Source organism: Dietzia sp. IBK-p2-16D (assembly GCF_057773085.1).
This window is the reverse complement of the sequence record NZ_JBYMTL010000001.1, coordinates 1-17,498: the sequence shown is the minus strand read 5'-3', so window position 1 is coordinate 17,498 and position 17,498 is coordinate 1. Positions and strand designations below refer to the sequence as shown.

14 protein-coding genes and 2 rRNA genes are annotated in these 17,498 nt (G+C 68.2%); all 16 read right to left on the bottom strand.

The annotated features are described in order from the left end of the window. Nucleotides 1-3: 3 nt before the first annotated feature. Complete coding sequence (gene scpB / locus AC3DE3_RS00080) at nt 4-717, bottom strand: SMC-Scp complex subunit ScpB (RefSeq protein WP_396119180.1); 714 nt, start codon at nt 715-717, stop codon at nt 4-6. After that, nucleotides 708-1,553: a segregation and condensation protein A gene (locus AC3DE3_RS00075; protein WP_488368588.1), complete on the bottom strand. Its 846-nt coding sequence runs from the start codon at nt 1,551-1,553 to the stop codon at nt 708-710. The genes scpB and AC3DE3_RS00075 overlap by 10 nt, the downstream gene beginning before the upstream one ends. Nucleotides 1,554-1,560: 7 nt before the next feature. Further along, nucleotides 1,561-2,436, bottom strand: coding sequence for a ParA family protein (locus AC3DE3_RS00070; RefSeq protein WP_260489108.1), 876 nt, complete (start codon nt 2,434-2,436; stop codon nt 1,561-1,563). A gap of 103 nt (nt 2,437-2,539) precedes the next feature. Further along, entirely contained in the window at nt 2,540-3,490 is a 951-nt protein-coding gene (locus AC3DE3_RS00065) for a tyrosine recombinase (protein ID WP_488368587.1), read from the bottom strand. Between the two features lie 16 nt (nt 3,491-3,506). Then, a complete protein-coding gene (locus tag AC3DE3_RS00060; protein WP_260487400.1) occupies nt 3,507-4,076 on the bottom strand; it encodes an NUDIX domain-containing protein in 570 nt (189 codons plus the stop codon). A 6-nt stretch (nt 4,077-4,082) separates the two neighbouring features. Beyond that, nucleotides 4,083-5,912, bottom strand: coding sequence for a CTP synthase (gene pyrG, locus AC3DE3_RS00055; RefSeq protein ID WP_260487399.1), 1,830 nt, complete (start codon nt 5,910-5,912; stop codon nt 4,083-4,085). Nucleotides 5,913-5,970: 58 nt separating this feature from the next. Continuing rightward, the gene (locus AC3DE3_RS00050) at nt 5,971-6,903 is read right to left on the bottom strand and encodes a copper transporter (protein ID WP_488368586.1); all 933 of its coding nucleotides are present in this window, start codon (nt 6,901-6,903) and stop codon (nt 5,971-5,973) included. After that, a complete protein-coding gene (gene steA, locus AC3DE3_RS00045; RefSeq protein WP_488368585.1) occupies nt 6,900-8,072 on the bottom strand; it encodes a putative cytokinetic ring protein SteA in 1,173 nt (390 codons plus the stop codon). Before steA ends, AC3DE3_RS00050 begins: the two co-directional genes overlap by 4 nt. Nucleotides 8,073-8,130: 58 nt before the next feature. After that, nucleotides 8,131-9,888, bottom strand: a complete 1,758-nt coding sequence (gene recN / locus AC3DE3_RS00040; RefSeq protein ID WP_488368584.1) for a DNA repair protein RecN — start codon at nt 9,886-9,888, stop codon at nt 8,131-8,133. A gap of 9 nt (nt 9,889-9,897) precedes the next feature. Then, complete coding sequence (locus AC3DE3_RS00035; RefSeq protein ID WP_488368583.1) at nt 9,898-10,827, bottom strand: NAD kinase; 930 nt, start codon at nt 10,825-10,827, stop codon at nt 9,898-9,900. Next, nucleotides 10,824-11,645: a TlyA family RNA methyltransferase gene (locus AC3DE3_RS00030; protein ID WP_488368582.1), complete on the bottom strand. Its 822-nt coding sequence runs from the start codon at nt 11,643-11,645 to the stop codon at nt 10,824-10,826. Before AC3DE3_RS00030 ends, AC3DE3_RS00035 begins: the two co-directional genes overlap by 4 nt. After that, complete coding sequence (locus AC3DE3_RS00025; RefSeq protein WP_488368581.1) at nt 11,645-11,857, bottom strand: hypothetical protein; 213 nt, start codon at nt 11,855-11,857, stop codon at nt 11,645-11,647. The genes AC3DE3_RS00030 and AC3DE3_RS00025 overlap by 1 nt, the downstream gene beginning before the upstream one ends. Before the next feature lie 10 nt (nt 11,858-11,867). Then, the gene (locus AC3DE3_RS00020; RefSeq protein ID WP_488368580.1) at nt 11,868-12,866 is read right to left on the bottom strand and encodes an HAD-IIA family hydrolase; all 999 of its coding nucleotides are present in this window, start codon (nt 12,864-12,866) and stop codon (nt 11,868-11,870) included. Then, nucleotides 12,863-13,984, bottom strand: a complete 1,122-nt coding sequence (locus AC3DE3_RS00015) for a hypothetical protein (RefSeq protein WP_488369082.1) — start codon at nt 13,982-13,984, stop codon at nt 12,863-12,865. Before AC3DE3_RS00015 ends, AC3DE3_RS00020 begins: the two co-directional genes overlap by 4 nt. 64 nt (nt 13,985-14,048) lie before the next feature. Continuing rightward, a 5S ribosomal RNA gene (gene rrf, locus AC3DE3_RS00010) occupies nt 14,049-14,165 on the bottom strand. An 88-nt stretch (nt 14,166-14,253) separates the two neighbouring features. Next, nucleotides 14,254-17,350, bottom strand: a 23S ribosomal RNA gene (locus tag AC3DE3_RS00005). Nucleotides 17,351-17,498 lie beyond the last annotated feature (148 nt).

The following is a 17,498-nucleotide window of genomic DNA, read 5'->3' as shown; positions in this document are numbered from 1 at the left end:
ACGTCACATCTCTTCGTCGTCTCGGGGTGTGGGGTCGGGCGCCGCGGTTCGACGCCGCCCCAGTGGGATCCGCGGATCGTCCGCGGGGTCGTCGCTCATCTCGTCGACCAGGTCGACATCCGGTAGCAGCGGGGCGATGTCCGGCAGCTCGTCGAGCGACGTGAGTCCCAATCTTTCCAGAAATAACTCCGTGGTCCTATACAGGATGCCCCCGGTGTCCGCATCTGTGCCGCATTCCACGGCCAGACCGCGTGCCACGAGCGTCCTCATCACTCCGTCGACGTTGACCCCGCGAACCGCCGCGATGCGCGACCGGGTGACCGGCTGCCGGTAGGCGATCACCGCCAGCGTCTCCAGTGCGGCCCGGGTCAGGGTGGACCTCGTGCCGTCCGTGAGGAGTCGCTCGACGTACGGCGCGAGCTCACGACGGGTGTAGAGACGCCACCCGTCCCCGGTGCGCCGCAGGTCCATCCCGCTCCCCGCTGCGGTGAGCTCGTCCCGCCACGCCCGCAACTCCGCGTCGACCTCGGCGACCGTCGCCCCGGCGGCCGCTGCCAGCAGGCCCTCCGGTGTCGGCTGGTCCACCACCAGCACCAGGGCCTCGAGTCTGGCCCGCAGAGGCGGCCCGTCCGACTCCGGCCCACCGCGCTCGTCGTCGTCCCCCATCGGTCCCTCCGGCTCGGGGTCCCGGGGCTCCGTCACGTCGCTCACGTCCATTCGTCCCGTCCCTTCGTCACCTCGTCGGCGTCTCCGCCCGTCCAGCTCACCAACAGGTCCCCCAGCGCCTCGTCCTGGGCGAGCGCGACCGCGCGCGCCCGGTACAACTCCAACAGGGCGAGGAACCTGGCGACGACGACGAGGGAGTCGTCGCACCCCGCGACCAGTTCACGGAAGTCCACCCACCGACCCTCGCCGTGGAACCTCAACAGCTCGAGGACCCGGTCGGCCTGCTCGGGGACCGAGACGACCGGGGCGTGGATGTGCCCCACCCCCACCTCGTCCACCGGCCGGGGCCGGAACGCGACCGCGGCGATGGTGGCGAACTGGTCGGGGTCCACTCCCAGCTCCACCTCCGGGAGCAGGCCCAGGAACTCGTCGTCCGGTCCGGCGGTCCTCGGGTACGCGTGCCGGGCGGAGCGGTCTAGCTCGGCGAACAGCTCGGCGACCTGACGGAACGCCCGGAACTGCAGCAGGCGCGCGAAGAGCATGTCCCGGGCCTGCAGCAGGGCCAGGTCCTCGGGGTCCTGGACCTCTCCGGAGGGCACGAGCCGGGCCGTCTTCAGGTCCAGCAGCGTCGCGGCGACGACGAGGAACTCGGTGACCTCCTCCAGTCCGGCCTCGGCCCCCAGCCGGCGGGTGTGGGCGATGAACTCGTCGGTGACGGCGTGGAGCGCGACCTCGGTGACGTCGAGGCGTTTGGAGTCGATGAGACCCAACAGCAGGTCGAACGGGCCGGTGAAGTTGGTGAGGTGGACGGTGAACGCCCGCGGATCCGCGACCTCCGTCGCCGCCCCGGCCGGGTCCTCCCCCGACGGGGGCCCGACGCCGGTCACCGCCCGGTCACCTGCCGCGCTGGATGACCTCGCGCGCGAGGGCACGGTAGGCCTGCGCGCCCGCGGACTTCGGGGCCCACGTGGTGATCGGCTCGCCGGCGACAGTGGTCTCCGGGAACCGGACGGTGCGGGTGACGAGGGTGTCGAACACCTTGTCGCCGAACACCTCGACGACCCTGCTGAGCACGTCCCGTGCGTGGACCGTCCGCCGGTCGAACATCGTGATGAGGATGCCCGTGAGGTGCAGGCGCGGGTTGATGCGGTCGCGGACCTTGTCGATCGTATCGGTCAGCAGAGCCAGCCCGCGGAGCGAGAAATACTCGCACTCCATGGGGATGAGCACGCCGTCCGAGCATGCGAGCGCGTTGACGGTGAGCAGGCCCAGCGACGGCTGGCAGTCGATGAGGACGAAATCGTAGCGGTCCAACACCGGATACAACGCGCGGCCCAGCGCCTGTTCACGCCCGACCTCGTTGACGAGCTGGATCTCCGCGGCGGACAGGTCGATGTTGGCGGGGATGAGGTCCACGCCCTCCACCCGGGTCCGGACGAGGACCTCCTCCGTCGACACGGAGTTGTCCACGAGGAGGTTGTAGACGGTGAGATCCAGCTGGTGGTGCGGGATTCCCAGGCCCGCCGACAGCGCGCCCTGGGGGTCGAGATCCACCACGAGCACCCTGCGTCCGTACTCGGCGAGCGCCGCGGCGAGGTTGATCGTGCTGGTGGTCTTGCCGACCCCGCCCTTCTGGTTGCACATCGACAGCACGGCGGCGGGGCCGTGCGAGGTCAGCGGCTGCGGTTCGGGGATCGCCGAGAAGCCCTCACCCGCCGCCGGGTCGTCGGCGCCCAGCAGCTCGGCGCGGGAGAACAGCGCGGGATCCATCGCCCCAGTGTCCAGCGCCACCCGCGTCTCCTCTCATCGCCGTCTCACCCGTGCCGTCTCGAGCGTGCCGAATCGAGCGCGCCGGGCCGTACCCACGGTCACGTTACCGTGCCCGGGGGTGACACTCGGCCCAGACCTCGCGGAGAGTGTCGACGGTGACGAGGGTGTACACCTGCGTGGTGGTGACCGAGGCGTGCCCCAGCAGCTCCTGGACCACCCGGATGTCCGCCCCGCCGTCCAGGAGATGGGTCGCGAATGAGTGGCGGAACGAGTGCGGTGAGACGTCCTGCTGCACCCCGGCGCGCCGCGCGGCGACCGCCACCACGTTCCACAGGGTCTGCCGGGTGATGCGCCCTCCGCGGGCGTTGAGGAACAGGGCGGGGCTCCCGCCGGTCGCGAGCGCCGGCCGGGCGCGCACCAGATACGCCCCCACGGCCTCGCATGCCGGCCTGCCGACCGGGACGACCCGCTCCTTGCCGCCCTTGCCCCGGAGGATCACCGCCCCACCGTCCGGGTCGTCGAGCCCGTCGAGGTCGTCGACGTCCAGTCCCACCAGTTCGGCCGCCCGGGCCCCGGAGGCGTAGAGCAGCTCGAGCATCGCCCTGTCGCGCAGGCGGGCGGGGTCGGTGTCCACCCCCGTGTCGCCGGCGGCCTCGATGAGGGCGATCATCCGGTCGACCGGGAGCGCCTTGGGCAGTCGCCGCGGCGGTCGCGGTGGGGTGACGGCGGCGGCCGCGTCGAGGGCCGTCACCCCGTCACGGGTGGCGAACCGGTGGAGACCGCGGACCGCCGCCATGGTCCGCGCGATCGAGCTGGGGGCCAGGGCCTTCCTGCCCTCGTCCGGGTCGGCGGTGGCCAACCGGGTGCGGAACTCCTCCACGTGCGCCTCGGTCACGGACGTCAGGTCGTCGACATCCGCGGCCGCGAGGTAACGGTGGTACTTGTCCAGGTCCCGACGGTAGGCGGCGAGGGTGTGCGGGGAGGCCCCCTTCTCGACGGCGAGGTGGTCCAGATACCCGCGGATCTGCACGGTGGCGCCGCCCTCCGAGGTCACCGGGGGTCCGATCCCGTCAGGACCGGTCGATCACCGTGCGGGCCGCGAGGATGCCGGCCACGGCGATACCGTTGACGATCCGGCCGTCCAGCACCGCGTCGACGGCGTCGGCGAAGGGCATCCGCGCGACCTCCATGTCCGCCTCTTCGTGCTCCGCCTCCGGGCGCTCGACCTCCCGGAGTCCGGTGGCCAGGTACACGTGGACGCGCTCCGTGCAGAACCCCGGGGACGGGACCATCTCGATCACCGGGCGCCAGTGCTCGGCCTCGAGGCCGGTCTCCTCGACGAGCTCACGACGCGCGGTGCCCAGGGGCTCCTCGCCCTCGACATCACACAGCCCCGCGGGCAGCTCCCAGAGCCGCTCCCCCACGGCATGACGGTACTGCCGGACGAGGGTGATGTGGTCGTCGTCGTCCAGGGCGATCACGGCCACGGCGTCGTCATGACCGCAGATCTCGCGGTCGGCGGTGCCCCCGCCCGGCATGGTCAGGGTGTCCACACGCAACCGCACGACGCGGCCGTCGAAGATCTCGCGGCTCGCGACGGTGCGGTAATCGTGCGACCCGGGGGCACCGCGGGTGGCCACCGCCGGTCAGTTCCCGTCCGTACGGGCGTCGGAGGCCGTCCCGGGATCGACCTCGTCGACACGGACGGTGGACGTCTTGGCGTCCGGTGCGTCCACCGTCTCGGCGCCGGTGTCCGCGCCCTGACCGGAACGCCACGGCTCGACGGGCAGCCGCATCTCGTTCTCGTAGTCCAGCGCGGCCTTGATGAACGCCACGAACAACGGGTGGGGCCGGGTCGGACGCGACTTGTACTCGGGATGCGCCTGGGTGGCCACGAAGAACGGGTGCTGCTCGCGCGGGTACTCGACGAACTCGACCAGGTGGCCGTCCGGAGAGGTACCGGAGAACTGCAGGCCGGACTCGGCGATCTTGTCGCGGTAGGCGTTGTTGACCTCGTACCGGTGGCGATGACGTTCGGTGATCTCGGTGGACCCGTACGCCTCCGCCACGACCGAGCCCTTGGTGAGCGTTGCCGGGTAGGAGCCCAGGCGCATGGTCCCGCCGAGGTCGGCGTTGCCGGCGACCGCGTCCACCTGATCGGCCATGGTCGAGATGACCGGGTGCTCGGCATCGGGGTCGAACTCGGTGGAGGAGGCGCCCTCGAGGCCGACCGAGCGGGCCGCCTCGATCACCGAGCACTGGAGACCGAGGCACAGTCCGAGCAGCGGGATGCGGTTCTTGCGGGACCACGAGATGGCGCCGAGCTTGCCCTCGATCCCCCGGATACCGAACCCGCCGGGGATGAGCATGCCGTCCACACCACGGAGCGCCTCACGCGCGCCGGCCTCGGTGGTGCAGGCGTCGGACTCCACCCACCGGATGTTGACGCGGGCGTGGTGCGCGAAGCCGCCGGCGCGCAGCGCCTCGGTGACCGAGAGGTACGCGTCGGGCAGATCGATGTACTTGCCCACGAGGGCGATCTCGACCTCCTCGCGCGGCTCGTGGACGCGCTGGAGCAGGTCGCCCCACACGGTCCAGTCGACGTCCCGGAACGGCAGGTTGAGCCGCCGGATGACGTGCGTGTCGAGGTGCTCGTTGAACAGCACCTTGGGGATGTCGTAGATGCTCGGGGCATCCGGGGTGGACACGACGCCCTCGAGGTCCACGTCGCACATCAGCGCGATCTTGGCCTTGAGCCCATCGGTGACGTCCCGGTCCGAGCGCAGGATCAACCCGTCGGGAACGATGCCGATCGAGCGCAGCGCGGCCACCGAGTGCTGCGTGGGCTTGGTCTTGAGCTCCCCCGACGGCGCGAGGTACGGGACCAGCGACACGTGCAGGAAGAAGATGTTCTCGCGGCCCACCTCGTGACGGACCTGCCGGCACGCCTCGAGGAAGGGCTGGGACTCGATGTCACCGACGGTCCCACCGACCTCGGTGATGACCACGTCGGGGCGGCGCCCCTGGTCATCGGGGTCGCCCATCGCGATGATGCGGTCCTTGATGGCGTCGGTGATGTGCGGGATCACCTGCACGGTGTCACCGAGGTACTCGCCGCGGCGCTCCTTGGCGATCACCGCCGAGTACACCTGCCCGGTGGTCACGTTGGCCTTGGCGTCCAGGTCGCGGTCGAGGAACCGCTCGTAGTGGCCGAGATCCAGATCGGCCTCGGCGCCGTCCTCCGTGACGAACACCTCGCCGTGCTGGAAGGGGTTCATCGTGCCGGGGTCCACGTTGATGTACGGGTCCAGCTTCTGCATGGTCACGCGGAGACCGCGGGCGGTCAGCAATTGACCGAGGCTCGAGGCCGTGAGCCCCTTGCCCAGCGACGACGCCACGCCGCCGGTGACGAAGATGTGCTTGGTCTCGGACCGCGATGCGGTTCGGTTCAGTGCCAAGGGGACTCCCGTGTCCATACGCCGGAATGGATGAATGCTGGTGCGGCTCCGGTGCACCCCACGGGGCTTCAGGCTATCACCGCTCCGCCGTCGGGGGGAGCGACGGCGCCGCGGCGGTCGCGTCCGCCCCGACCCCGTAGTGACCCTGCCCCCGGGCGAGCTGCTCCGCCAGCGCCAACACGATCGCGAGACGCCCGGCGTCCGTCCCGGCGCCGTCGACGGTCGAGACGTCCTCCTCGCCCGACGAGCGCAGGACGCCCACTGCGTCGCGCCTGTCGGAGTCGCCGGGTCCGACCGAGACCACCGCGCCGGCACCCTCGGTGTCGAGCGTGCGCGCGAGCGCAGCGACGCGGACCGCGGTCGACTCCTGCTCCTGCGGCCCGGTCACGATCAGTGCGAGTTGCCCCGGGCGGAGGGTCCCCGGCTCGAAGCGGATGACCTCCGCGTCGGCGAGGGTCGTGAGCACGGTGTCTCGCTCGCCGTCTTCGAGATGCGGCTTCGCGTCCTCCGCCCGCAGCAGCGCGGCCCGGCCTAGAGCCGTGCCCAACTGGGTACCCAGGTCCGCGTCGGCGGCCGGCGCCGTTCCGATGGGGAGGTTCGCGACGAGTGCCTGGAGTTCGGCGTCGGATTCCGGGTCGACCGCCTTGCCCGTCAGGGTGACGCGCCCGGCGTCGATCCCACCGGCGGCACCGATGACCGCACGCGCCGCGGTGACGTCCTCGTCGGAGGCCCCGGGCGCCACGATCGTGAGGACCGGCCGGCCGTCGAGCAGTCCGTCCACGACGGCCGGGGTCAGATCTCCCGCGAGCGAATCGAGCCTGTCGGCCGCGAGCCGCCGGGCGGCCAGGTCATCCTGCGCCGCCTCGAGCCGCGTCGCCGTCGTCTCCTCGCGCTCGACCACCGCGTCCCGGATCGACGTCGCGACGGACGTCGATCCCAGGACGACCCCCACACCGAGGGCGAGGAAGACGGCGACCAGCGTGATGACGTGGCGACGCAGTGAGATCAACGGAAGAGCCCCTGGATCCAGAGCGCGAAGGAGTTCCAGGTCTCGACGGCCCAGATGAGCAGATCCTGGGCGGCATCCCGCGCCACGACGACCGCGGCGACCGCGATGAGGGCCGCGAGCACGATCAGGGCGAGTCCGATCCCCGCGCCACGCGACCGGTACAGGGTGGCACAGGCGTCGGCGTGGACCAGGCGGGAGGAGACGGTCGTGTCGACCATCGTCGACGACGGGGCGGACGAGTCGCGGAAGACGTTCTCCAGTCCCCTGTCGTCGCCGGTCACCACGATCATCTCGGCGCCCCCGTGGAAGGCCAGCAGCAACGCCATGTCCCGCGCCGTGGCCGCTGCGGGGAAGGTGGTGGCGCCGAGGCCGAGCTCCGTGATCTTCTGCAGACCCTCCGCGCGACCGTCACGGTCGGCGGGCACCACGAGGACGGCCCCGTCGGTGAGGACCTCGTCGGACAGGTCGGTGGGGGTGGCGACGACGACGTCGGCCGTCAACCGGGCGGTGCGCAGGAACTCCGCGCCGCCGTCCACGCCCACCAGGATCGGGCGGTACTCCCGGATGAACGGCTTGAGCTCGGCCAGCTGTTCGCGCGAGGCCTCGTCACCGGTCACCACCACGACGTGACGGTCGGTGAAGTCCACATCGATCGACGGCAGGCCCTCGCCGTCCAGCAGCAGGGGGTGCTCGAGGCTGAGGAACTCGGTGGCGTTGGCCAGGTGCGCCAGCGCCGACTCGACGTACCCGCTCTCGGCGGTGTCCACCTCAGCGAGCAACGTCGCCGGGTCGACCTCGCGGCCTCCGGTGATCTCCTCCTCGTTCCTGACCGAGTAGACGACGCCGTCTGCGATCCGCACCCGGGTGCCGTCGGCGACCTCGGAGAGGTCGGCGTCCTCGATGACGGGGACCGTCGACGCGGCGAGGATCCTGAACGCCGCCCGGGGGAGCATCCCCTCCCCCTGCCGGGGCACGTGGACCACGGCCGCCACCCCTGCCTCGACCAGGGCGCGGGCGGTGTCGGCGGGCGCACGGTTGAGATCGAGCACGGCGACGTCCTTGCCGCCGAGCCTCCTGGGAACCGGCGAACCCGCCTTGACCTGGCGGACGGTGCCCACGACACCGGCGAGTTCGTTGGAGCGACGGCTGAGCAGACCCGACATCTTCATGCGCCGAGTATCACGCGTGTTATTCACGAGGCCGGGGAGGTCTATACGGCGTGTCGGGTTAACGGTCGACTAGAGCTTGAGACTTCTCCCGTTGTGCCTTCTCCAGCAACTCCCGCGCGTGCGCCAGGCCCGTGTCGGTGTCCTCCATGCCGGCGAGCATGCGGGCGAGCTCGGTCACCCGGTCGGCGTCCGCAACAGCCGCGACCCCGGAGACGACCCCGGACACCGCCCCGTCTGCCTCGCCGGTCGCGGGGGCCTTGTGCACGACGAGGTGGGTGTCCGCGTAGGCCGCGACCTGCGCGAGGTGGGTCACCGCGATGACCTGATGCGTCCTGGCGAGCCCGGCCAGCCGTTTGCCGATGCTCAGCGCCGCCCGGCCGCCCACGCCGGCGTCGACCTCGTCGAACACCAGGGTCCCGCCCCCTGACCGTTCGGCCAGCACCACCTCGAGCGCGAGCATCACCCTCGACAGCTCACCTCCGGACGCCCCTTTGCCGAGTGGGACCACACCGGACGGGCCGTCGAGCGCCAACTCGACGTCGTCGAGACCCGACTCCGTGGCGCCCTCGAGTCCCTCGCCTGATGGCGTGACCCGGACGACGAGACGGGCCCCACCCATCGACAGTTCGGCCAGCTCGGCCGACACCCTCGCCGCGAGATCGTCCCCGGCGGCCCGTCGGATCGCCGTGAGCGCGGCTCCCCGCTCGGCGAGTTCCGCCGCGAGACGCCCCACGGTCGACCGCAGTTCGGCGACGGCGGAGTCGGAGGTGTCGACTTCTCCGAGGCGGGTGCGTGCCCTGTCCGCCCACGCGAGGACATCGTCGACATCGGTGCCGTACTTGCGGGTCAGGGCCCTGAGATCGTGGCGCCGCTCGAGCGCCGAGTCGAGATCCGCGGCGTCGATCGGGAGTTCGGCCAGGTACAGACCGAGTTCGGTCGACGCATCCCCCAGCGCTGCGACGGCCTGCTCGATACTGGTGGCGATCGGTTCGAGCGCGGGGTCACCGGCGGCGGACAGACGCTGACGCAGCTGGTCGAGGACGCCCACCATCGGTTCACTGGTCTCGCCGTCCCCGGCGAGCGCCTCGTGGGCCTGCCCGGCGACCTCCCGCAGTTCCTCGGAGTCGGTCAGTCGACGGATACGGGCGTCGAGTTCCGCCTCCTCCCCCGGCTCGGGTTCCAGGGCATCGATCTCCTCGAGGCCCATTCGCAGCAGGTCTGCTTCCCGGGCCAGCTCGCGCGCCCGACCGGTGCGTTCCGCGAGGGAACGTTCGGCCTCCCGCCACCGACCGTAGGTGTCCCGATAGGCCTCGAGCGCCGCCCGGGCCTCGTCCCCGCCGTGGGAGTCGACGGCGTCCCGCTGCCTGTCGGGACGTAGCAGTCGCAACTGGTCGTTCTGCCCGTGTACGGCCAGTATCGGTGCGCAGAAGCGGGCCAGGGTCCCGGCTGGGACCGACCTCCCCCCGAGCCGGGCACGCGAGCGGCCATCCGCACCCACCCGGCGTGCGGCGATGACGCTGCCGTCCTCATCGAGTTCCACGTCGGCGTCCTCGAGCAGCTCGACCAGATCGCGTCGCTCGGCGATGTCCATCGTGGCCGTCGCGGCGAGGTCGAACCGCCCCTCGACGAGCGCCTTCTCCGCCCCCCGTCTGACTCGTCCGGGGTCCGCGCGGCCTCCGGCCAACAGCCTCAGCCCCGTGACCACCATCGTCTTACCCGCGCCGGTCTCCCCTGTGAGGACCGAGAGCCCGGGCGAGAAGTCGGCGACGGCCTCGTCGATGACGCCGAGTCCGCTGATCCGAAGTTCCGTGAGCACGCACCCACCCTAGGTGAGTGGCCGGACACCGGACCGCCCGCGCCACCCGGTGACGGGCAGCTCGAACTTGGTGACCAGCCTGTCGGTGAACGGCGAGTCGTCCAACCGGACCCATTTGACCGGGCGGCTTCCCCTCACCACCTCGACCCGACTCCCCGCCGGGGCATCGACGAGACGACGCCCGTCCACCACCACCACGGCGGGGCCGGAATGCACCCCGGTCTCGACCGCGACCCGGGAGGTGGGGGCCACGACCATCGGGCGGGCGAACAGTGCATGCGCGTTGTTGGGCACCACGAGGATCGCGTCGAGTTCGGGCCACACGATCGGCCCACCCGCGGAGAACGCGTAAGCGGTCGAGCCCGTCGGCGTGGAGACCAGCATGCCGTCGCAGCCGTAGTCGCTGACCGGACGGCCGTCGATCTCCACGGACGCCTCGAGGACCCCCTGCCTCGAGACCTTCTCGATGCTGACCTCGTTGAGGGCCCAGTCCCGGGCGAGGACGTTGTCCCCGTTGATGACGGTGGCCTCCACCGTCATCCGTTCCACCACCCGGTAGTCACGTGCCGCGATCTGCTCCACCACACCGCTGAGCGAGGAGATCTCGGACTCGGCGAGGAAGCCGATGTGTCCGAGGTTGACCCCGAGGACCGGCACATCCGCGGATTTCGCGTACTGACAGGCGCGGAGGAACGTGCCGTCACCACCCAACACCAGGACCAGCTCGCACCCCTCGGCCGCCCGGGGGGTGTCGGGGACGGTCTCCACACCGGTCCCGGTGGCGACGTGCTCGCTGATGCCCTCCACCATCCGGACGGCGATCCCCCGAGCCGCGCACGCGTCCACCACCTGGGCGACGGTCGCGACGATGTCAGGTCTCGCGATGTTGGGTGCGAGCAGGATCCTGCGTGCGTGCTCCGGCACAGATGTGTCGTTCACTGCGGGCCCACCTCCACTGCGGTCCGGATCGCGTGATGCGCCTCGTCGGTCATCTCCACAGACCCCTCCGTTGCGACCTTGCGCAGGTGGAGGAAGTACTCGACGTTTCCGGACGGGCCGGGAAGCGGACTCGCGACACATCCCAGGGGCTCGAGTCCGAGGCGCGCGGCCGCCCGCGCGACCTCGGTCACCGCCTCGATCCGTAGGGCCGGGTCGCGCACCACGCCGCCCTGGCCGACGCGATCCTTACCCACCTCGAACTGGGGCTTGACCATCGGTAGCAGCTCGCCTCCCATGCGGACACACGCGGCGAGCGCGGGCAGGACGAGCGCGAGTGAGATGAACGACAGGTCGGAGACCACCAGGTCCACCGGCCCCCCGATGTCGTCCGGGGTCAGCGACCGGACGTTGGTCTTGTCGTGGACCCCTACGCGGGCATCGCTCCGGAGGCGCCACACCAGCTGGCCGTACCCCACGTCCACCGCCTCGACGCGGCGGGCACCGCGGGAGAGCAGGACGTCGGTGAACCCGCCTGTCGACGCACCGGCGTCGAGACACCGAGCACCGGTGACCGTCACGTCCCCGAACGCCTCGAGGGCCCCGACCAGCTTGTGGGCACCCCGGGACGCCCAGTCGGGTTCGTCGGACGCGGAGAGCGCTATGGACGTGGTCGGTTCCACCTGGGTCGCGGGCTTGGTGGCGGCGACGCCGTTGACGATCACTCGACCGGCTCCGATGAGGTCGCGTGCCCGCTCACGACTGTCACAGATCTTGCGGCGCACCAGTTCGGCGTCCAACCGCATCCGCTTCGCGGCCATCAGCGCCGGCCGTCCAGCGCCGTCAGCGCCTGCGCGAGCAGTTCGTGGGCCGCGTCGAGAGCGGCCACCTGGTCGTCGCGAACCGACACGCCGTCCGCGCCCGCGTCCGGTCCACCGATCGACTCGGTCAGCAGATCATCGAATGCCGAGCGGAGTTCGTCGGTGTCGGGCCCCGTGGGCCCGGGGCGCGGCTGTGGTCCGGGGGTCGTCACGGCCTACACGCTAGCCGACGCGGAGTCCCACATCCGCCAGCCGGGACCGCAGGCCCTCATCGCTGACCGAGACCGTCTCCGCCCCGTGGCGCCAGGCGAGTCTGATGACCGCACGCGCGAGTTCGAGACCACCCAGTCCGTCCGCGGGGGTCTCCAGATGGAGGGCGCCGTCCACGATCGCGCACTCGAGCTCCACCGCGGACTCGATGCGACTGGCGTCGGCGGGCGCCGAGAGTGCCGAGAGGTCGACCGCCAGGTGGGACGCCCGACTCGACGGCGGTGCAGCCAGGAGGTGGTCGACGCCGTGGACGCCGGTGAGCACCATCAGTGCCGGCATCCCGGCGGCGACGGCCCCTTCGATGTCCGTGTCGAGTCGATCCCCGATCACCAGGGGCCTGGTCGACCCCACCAGCTCCGCGGCAGCGCGGAGCACACCTGCCGCGGGCTTCCCGGCGACGAGGGGTTCGCGATCGGTCGCCGCGCGCAAGGCGGCGACGAGCGACCCGTTGCCGGGGAGCAGACCACGCTCCGTCGGCAGCGTGGTGTCGACGTTCGATGCGACCCAGGGCACGCCCGTACGGATGGCCAGACAGCCTTCGGCCAGCTCCGCCCACGTCAATTCGCGGGACAATCCCTGCAGGACGGCCTCGGGAGCGTCATCGGCGGAGAGCACCACCTCGAAACCGGCCTGCCGCGCGAGGTCACGGAAACTGTCGTGCCCCACCACCAGGACTCTCGCACCCGGCTCCACGTGGTCGGACAGCATCACCACCGCGGCCTGCGCGCTGGTCATGACGTCCGCCGGGCCGGCGGCAAAGCCAAGTGAGCGCAGGTGCGCCGCCGTGTCCCCCGGAGAACGGCTGGCATTGTTCGTCACGTAGACGACAGGCAATCCGGAGTCCTCCAGCGCCTCCGCTGCGCCCGGGATCGGTTCACTGCCCCGGATGAGAGTGCCGTCGAGGTCGACCAGTAGAGCGTCGTGGTGCGCGGCGAGCGAAAGTGAGCTCACGTGGTCGACGCCTCGAGCTCCGCCAGACGTGCGTGGGCGTCCGTCGTCTGGTCGGGATCCGCGGCGACGGCGTAGCCGAACCAGTCAGCGGCCTCGCTCTTCCGATCGGACACGAGGAGCACCTCCGCGTAGGCATAGTCCAGACGTGCTGCGGACTCACCGCGGGCGTCCTTGTCGAGACCGGCGTCCTGGAGTGTCACCAGGGCTGCGTCGAGCTGTCCCATGTCCACGCGAGCACCTGCCTCGACGATGCGGAGCTCCACGAGGTCCTCCCCGTCGAGCATGCCGGATTCCTCGCCACGGGCGAGTTCGATGGCACGTTGGGGCCTCTCGAGTCCGCGTTCGCAGTCGGCCATCATCGCGAGCAGGCCGGGACCACCGGAGATACGGCGGGCCGCGCGAAGCTCGCTCAGCGCTTCCGACCATTCACCGGCGCGATAGGCGAGAACGCCGAGGGTCTCGCGGACCACTCCGATGCGTCCAGCCCTGTTCTTGGCCGCACGGCCATGGGCGAGTGCCAACTGCGGATCCTCGTCGACGAGGTACATCGCAGCGACCATGTGCTTGGCGACGGATTCCGCGTTCGACTTGTCGAGACTGCGGAGGTCCCGACGGATCTCGGGGTCGAGATCGGCGGCCTCGATGTCATCGGGGAGCTGGGGTTCATCGGCCCGGGCCGCCTGGCGTGCCTCCTGGCCCGGGCGGCCTTCCGACCTACGGTCGTCCCCCGGCCGGCCGCCACGACGGGCGCCGCCCTGAGCGCCTGCACCCCGCCGGTCGCTTCCTGCGCGTCCCCCGGCCGGAGCCCGGCGAGGCCCGCCCCCTGTGCCGGTACCACCACCACGCCGGCCATCGCGATCGCCGGCACCACGGGGACCGGGGCTCTGTCGATCGTCGTTCTTGTCCCGATCCGGGCGTGCCGGGTCCGAGCCGTCATAGCGCCTTCCGCGGCGCTCGCCGAAGGAACTGTTGTCTCTCCGCTGCTCCTGGGGCGCCCGGTCTCCCCGGCGGGGTACGTCGCGGTCGCCGCGGCGGGGCGAGCGGTCTGCGTTATCTGACCGGGGTTCGTTCACGTCGTTCACCTTACGTGCGCCGGGCAAGCCGGCGCGGGAGTGGATAGAAGGGGCACAAATGCGACCAGCGGGAGGAACATGAAGTCCCTCCCGCTGGTCATGAAGTTGTGTTCGGCGGTGACCTACTCTCCCACACCCTCACGAGTGCAGTACCATCGGCGCTGGCAGGCTTAGCTTCCGGGTTCGGAATGGGACCGGGCGTTTCCCTGCCGCTATGGCCGCCGTAACTCTGTGAAACAAGGCCCACGCTTTCGTGCGTGGGTGTGTTGTTTCAGATACTGCACAGTGGACGCGTTCATTCTTTAGGGCTGTTTGTGTGTAAGCCCTCGGCCGATTAGTACCGGTCACCTGCACGCATTGCTGCGCTTCCAGTTCCGGCCTATCAACCCCATGGTCTGTGGGGGGCCTTAACCACGCGAAGGTGGTGAGAAACCTCATCTTGGAACAGGCTTCCCGCTTAGATGCTTTCAGCGGTTATCCCTTCCGAACGTAGCTAACCAGCGATGCTCCTGGTGGAACAACTGGCACACCAGAGGTTCGTCCGTCCCGGTCCTCTCGTACTAGGGACAGCCTTCCTCAAGTTTCTTACGCGCGCGGCGGATAGAGACCGAACTGTCTCACGACGTTCTAAACCCAGCTCGCGTGCCGCTTTAATGGGCGAACAGCCCAACCCTTGGGACCTACTCCAGCCCCAGGATGCGACGAGCCGACATCGAGGTGCCAAACCATCCCGTCGATATGGACTCTTGGGGAAGATCAGCCTGTTATCCCCGGGGTACCTTTTATCCGTTGAGCGACACCGCTTCCACTTGCCGGTGCCGGATCACTAGTCCCGACTTTCGTCCCTGCTCGACGTGTCAGTCTCACAGTCAAGCTCCCTTGTGCACTTGCACTCAACACCTGATTGCCATCCAGGCTGAGGGAACCTTTGGGCGCCTCCGTTACTCTTTAGGAGGCAACCGCCCCAGTTAAACTACCCACCAGGCACTGTCCCTAACCCAGATCATGGGCCGAGGTTAGACGTCCAATACGATCAGAGTGGTATTTCAACAACGACTCCACACACACTGGCGTGCATGCTTCACAGTCTCCCACCTATCCTACACAAACCGAATCGAACGCCAATACCAAGCTATAGTAAAGGTCCCGGGGTCTTTTCGTCCTGCCGCGCGTAACGAGCATCTTTACTCGTAGTGCAATTTCGCCGAGTCTGTGGTCGAGACAGCAGAGAAGTCGTTACGCCATTCGTGCAGGTCGGAACTTACCCGACAAGGAATTTCGCTACCTTAGGATGGTTATAGTTACCACCGCCGTTTACTGGGGCTTAAATTCTCAGCTTCGCCTTGCGGCTAACCGGTCCTCTTAACCTTCCAGCACCGGGCAGGCGTCAGTCCGTATACATCGACTTACGTCTTCGCACGGACCTGTGTTTTTAGTAAACAGTCGCTTCTCTCTGGTCTCTGCGACCACCCCCAGCTCAGATCGCAAGGATCGTCACCGGGCGTGGTCCCCCTTCTCCCGAAGTTACGGGGGCATTTTGCCGAGTTCCTTAACCACAGTTCTCTCGATCGCCTTGGTATTCTCTACCTGATCACCTGTGTCGGTTTGGGGTACGGGCCGTGTATGAACTCACTAGAGGCTTTTCTCGGCAGCATAGGATCACTGAATTCCCCACAACGGGTATGCATCAAGTCTCAGCCTTGATGTGACACGGATTTGCCTATGTCACGGCCTACACTCTTACACCAGTACAACCACTGACTGGCCCAGCTACCTTCCTGCGTCACCCCATCGCTTGGCTACTACCAGATCAGGTCCCGCGCATCCAATCCACGTCATCCCGAAGGATGCTCTAGAACATTCAGGGCGGTTAGTATCACTGATTCACCATGGGCGCGCATACACGGGTACGGGAATATCAACCCGTTGTCCATCGACTACGCCTGTCGGCCTCGCCTTAGGTCCCGACTCACCCTGGGCAGATTAGCTTGACCCAGGAACCCTTGATCATTCGGCGGACGAGTTTCTCACTCGTCATTCGCTACTCATGCCTGCATTCTCACTCGTGTGGCCTCCACGCCTGGATCACTCCGGCGCTTCTATGGCCACACGACGCTCCCCTACCCATCCATACACCTGCCCGGAGGAGGTTATTGTATGAATGCCGCGGCTTCGGCGGTGTACTTGAGCCCCGCTAAATTGTCGGCGCAGGACCACTTGACCAGTGAGCTATTACGCACTCTTTCAAGGGTGGCTGCTTCTAAGCCAACCTCCTGGCTGTCTCAGCGATCCCACATCCTTTTCCACTTAGTACACGCTTAGGGGCCTTAGCCGGCGATCTGGGCTGTTTCCCTCTCGACTATGAAGCTTATCCCCCACAGTCTCACTGCCGCACTCTCACACCTCGGCATTCGGAGTTTGGCTGACGTCAGTAACCTTGTAGGGCCCATCGGCCATCCAGTAGCTCTACCTCCGAGGTGAAACATGCGACGCTGCACCTAAATGCATTTCGGGGAGAACCAGCTATCACGGAGTTTGATTGGCCTTTCACCCCTACCCACAACTCATCCCCTCAGTTTTCAACCTAAGTGGGTTCGCGCCTCCACGACGTCTTACCGTCGCTTCACACTGGCCATGGGTAGATCACTCCGCTTCGGGTCTAGAGCATGCCACTAAGATCGCCCTATTCGGACTCGCTTTCGCTACGGCTTCCCCACACGGGTTAACCTCGCGACATACCACTAACTCGCAGGCTCATTCTTCAAAAGGCACGCCATCAGCCCTAAAGCCTCTGACGGATTGTAAGCACACGGTTTCAGGTACTATTTCACTCCCCTCCCGGGGTACTTTTCACCATTCCCTCACGGTACTAATCCGCTATCGGTCACCAAGAAGTATTTAGGCTTACCGGGTGGTCCCGGCAGATTCACAGCAGATTTCACGGGCCCGCTGCTACTTGGGAACACAAATCGCCCCGCCGCAAGGTTTTCAGGTACGGGACTCTCACCCTCTCCGGCCGACCCTTCCAAGTCGTTCCCCTAACCCGCGATCAATCAGCGCCCGGTCCGGCAGAACCGGGACATCATGCCCCACAACACCACACACGCAACCCCTGCCGGGTATCACACGCATGCGGTTTAGCCTGATCCGCGTTCGCTCGCCGCTACTGACGGAATCACTGTTGTTTTCTCTTCCTGCGGGTACTGAGATGTTTCACTTCCCCGCGTTCCCTCCACACACCCTATGTATTCAGATGCGGGTAACACGCCATCACGCGTGCTGGGTTTCCCCATTCGGACACCCTCGGATCACAGCTCGTTTGGCAGCTCCCCGAGGCTTATCGCAGCCTACTACGTCCTTCATCGGCTCTTGGTGCCAAGGCATCCACCGTGTGCTCTTACACACTTACATTCACAAACAATTAAAGATGCTCGCGTCCACTGTGCAGTTCTCAAACAACACACACCAACCCCACCCACACCCGCGCCCACAAGGCCGCATCAGATGTCTCGGGAATCAGTGCCATCAGAAACAACCAAACCCGAAGGTTCGATGGTGT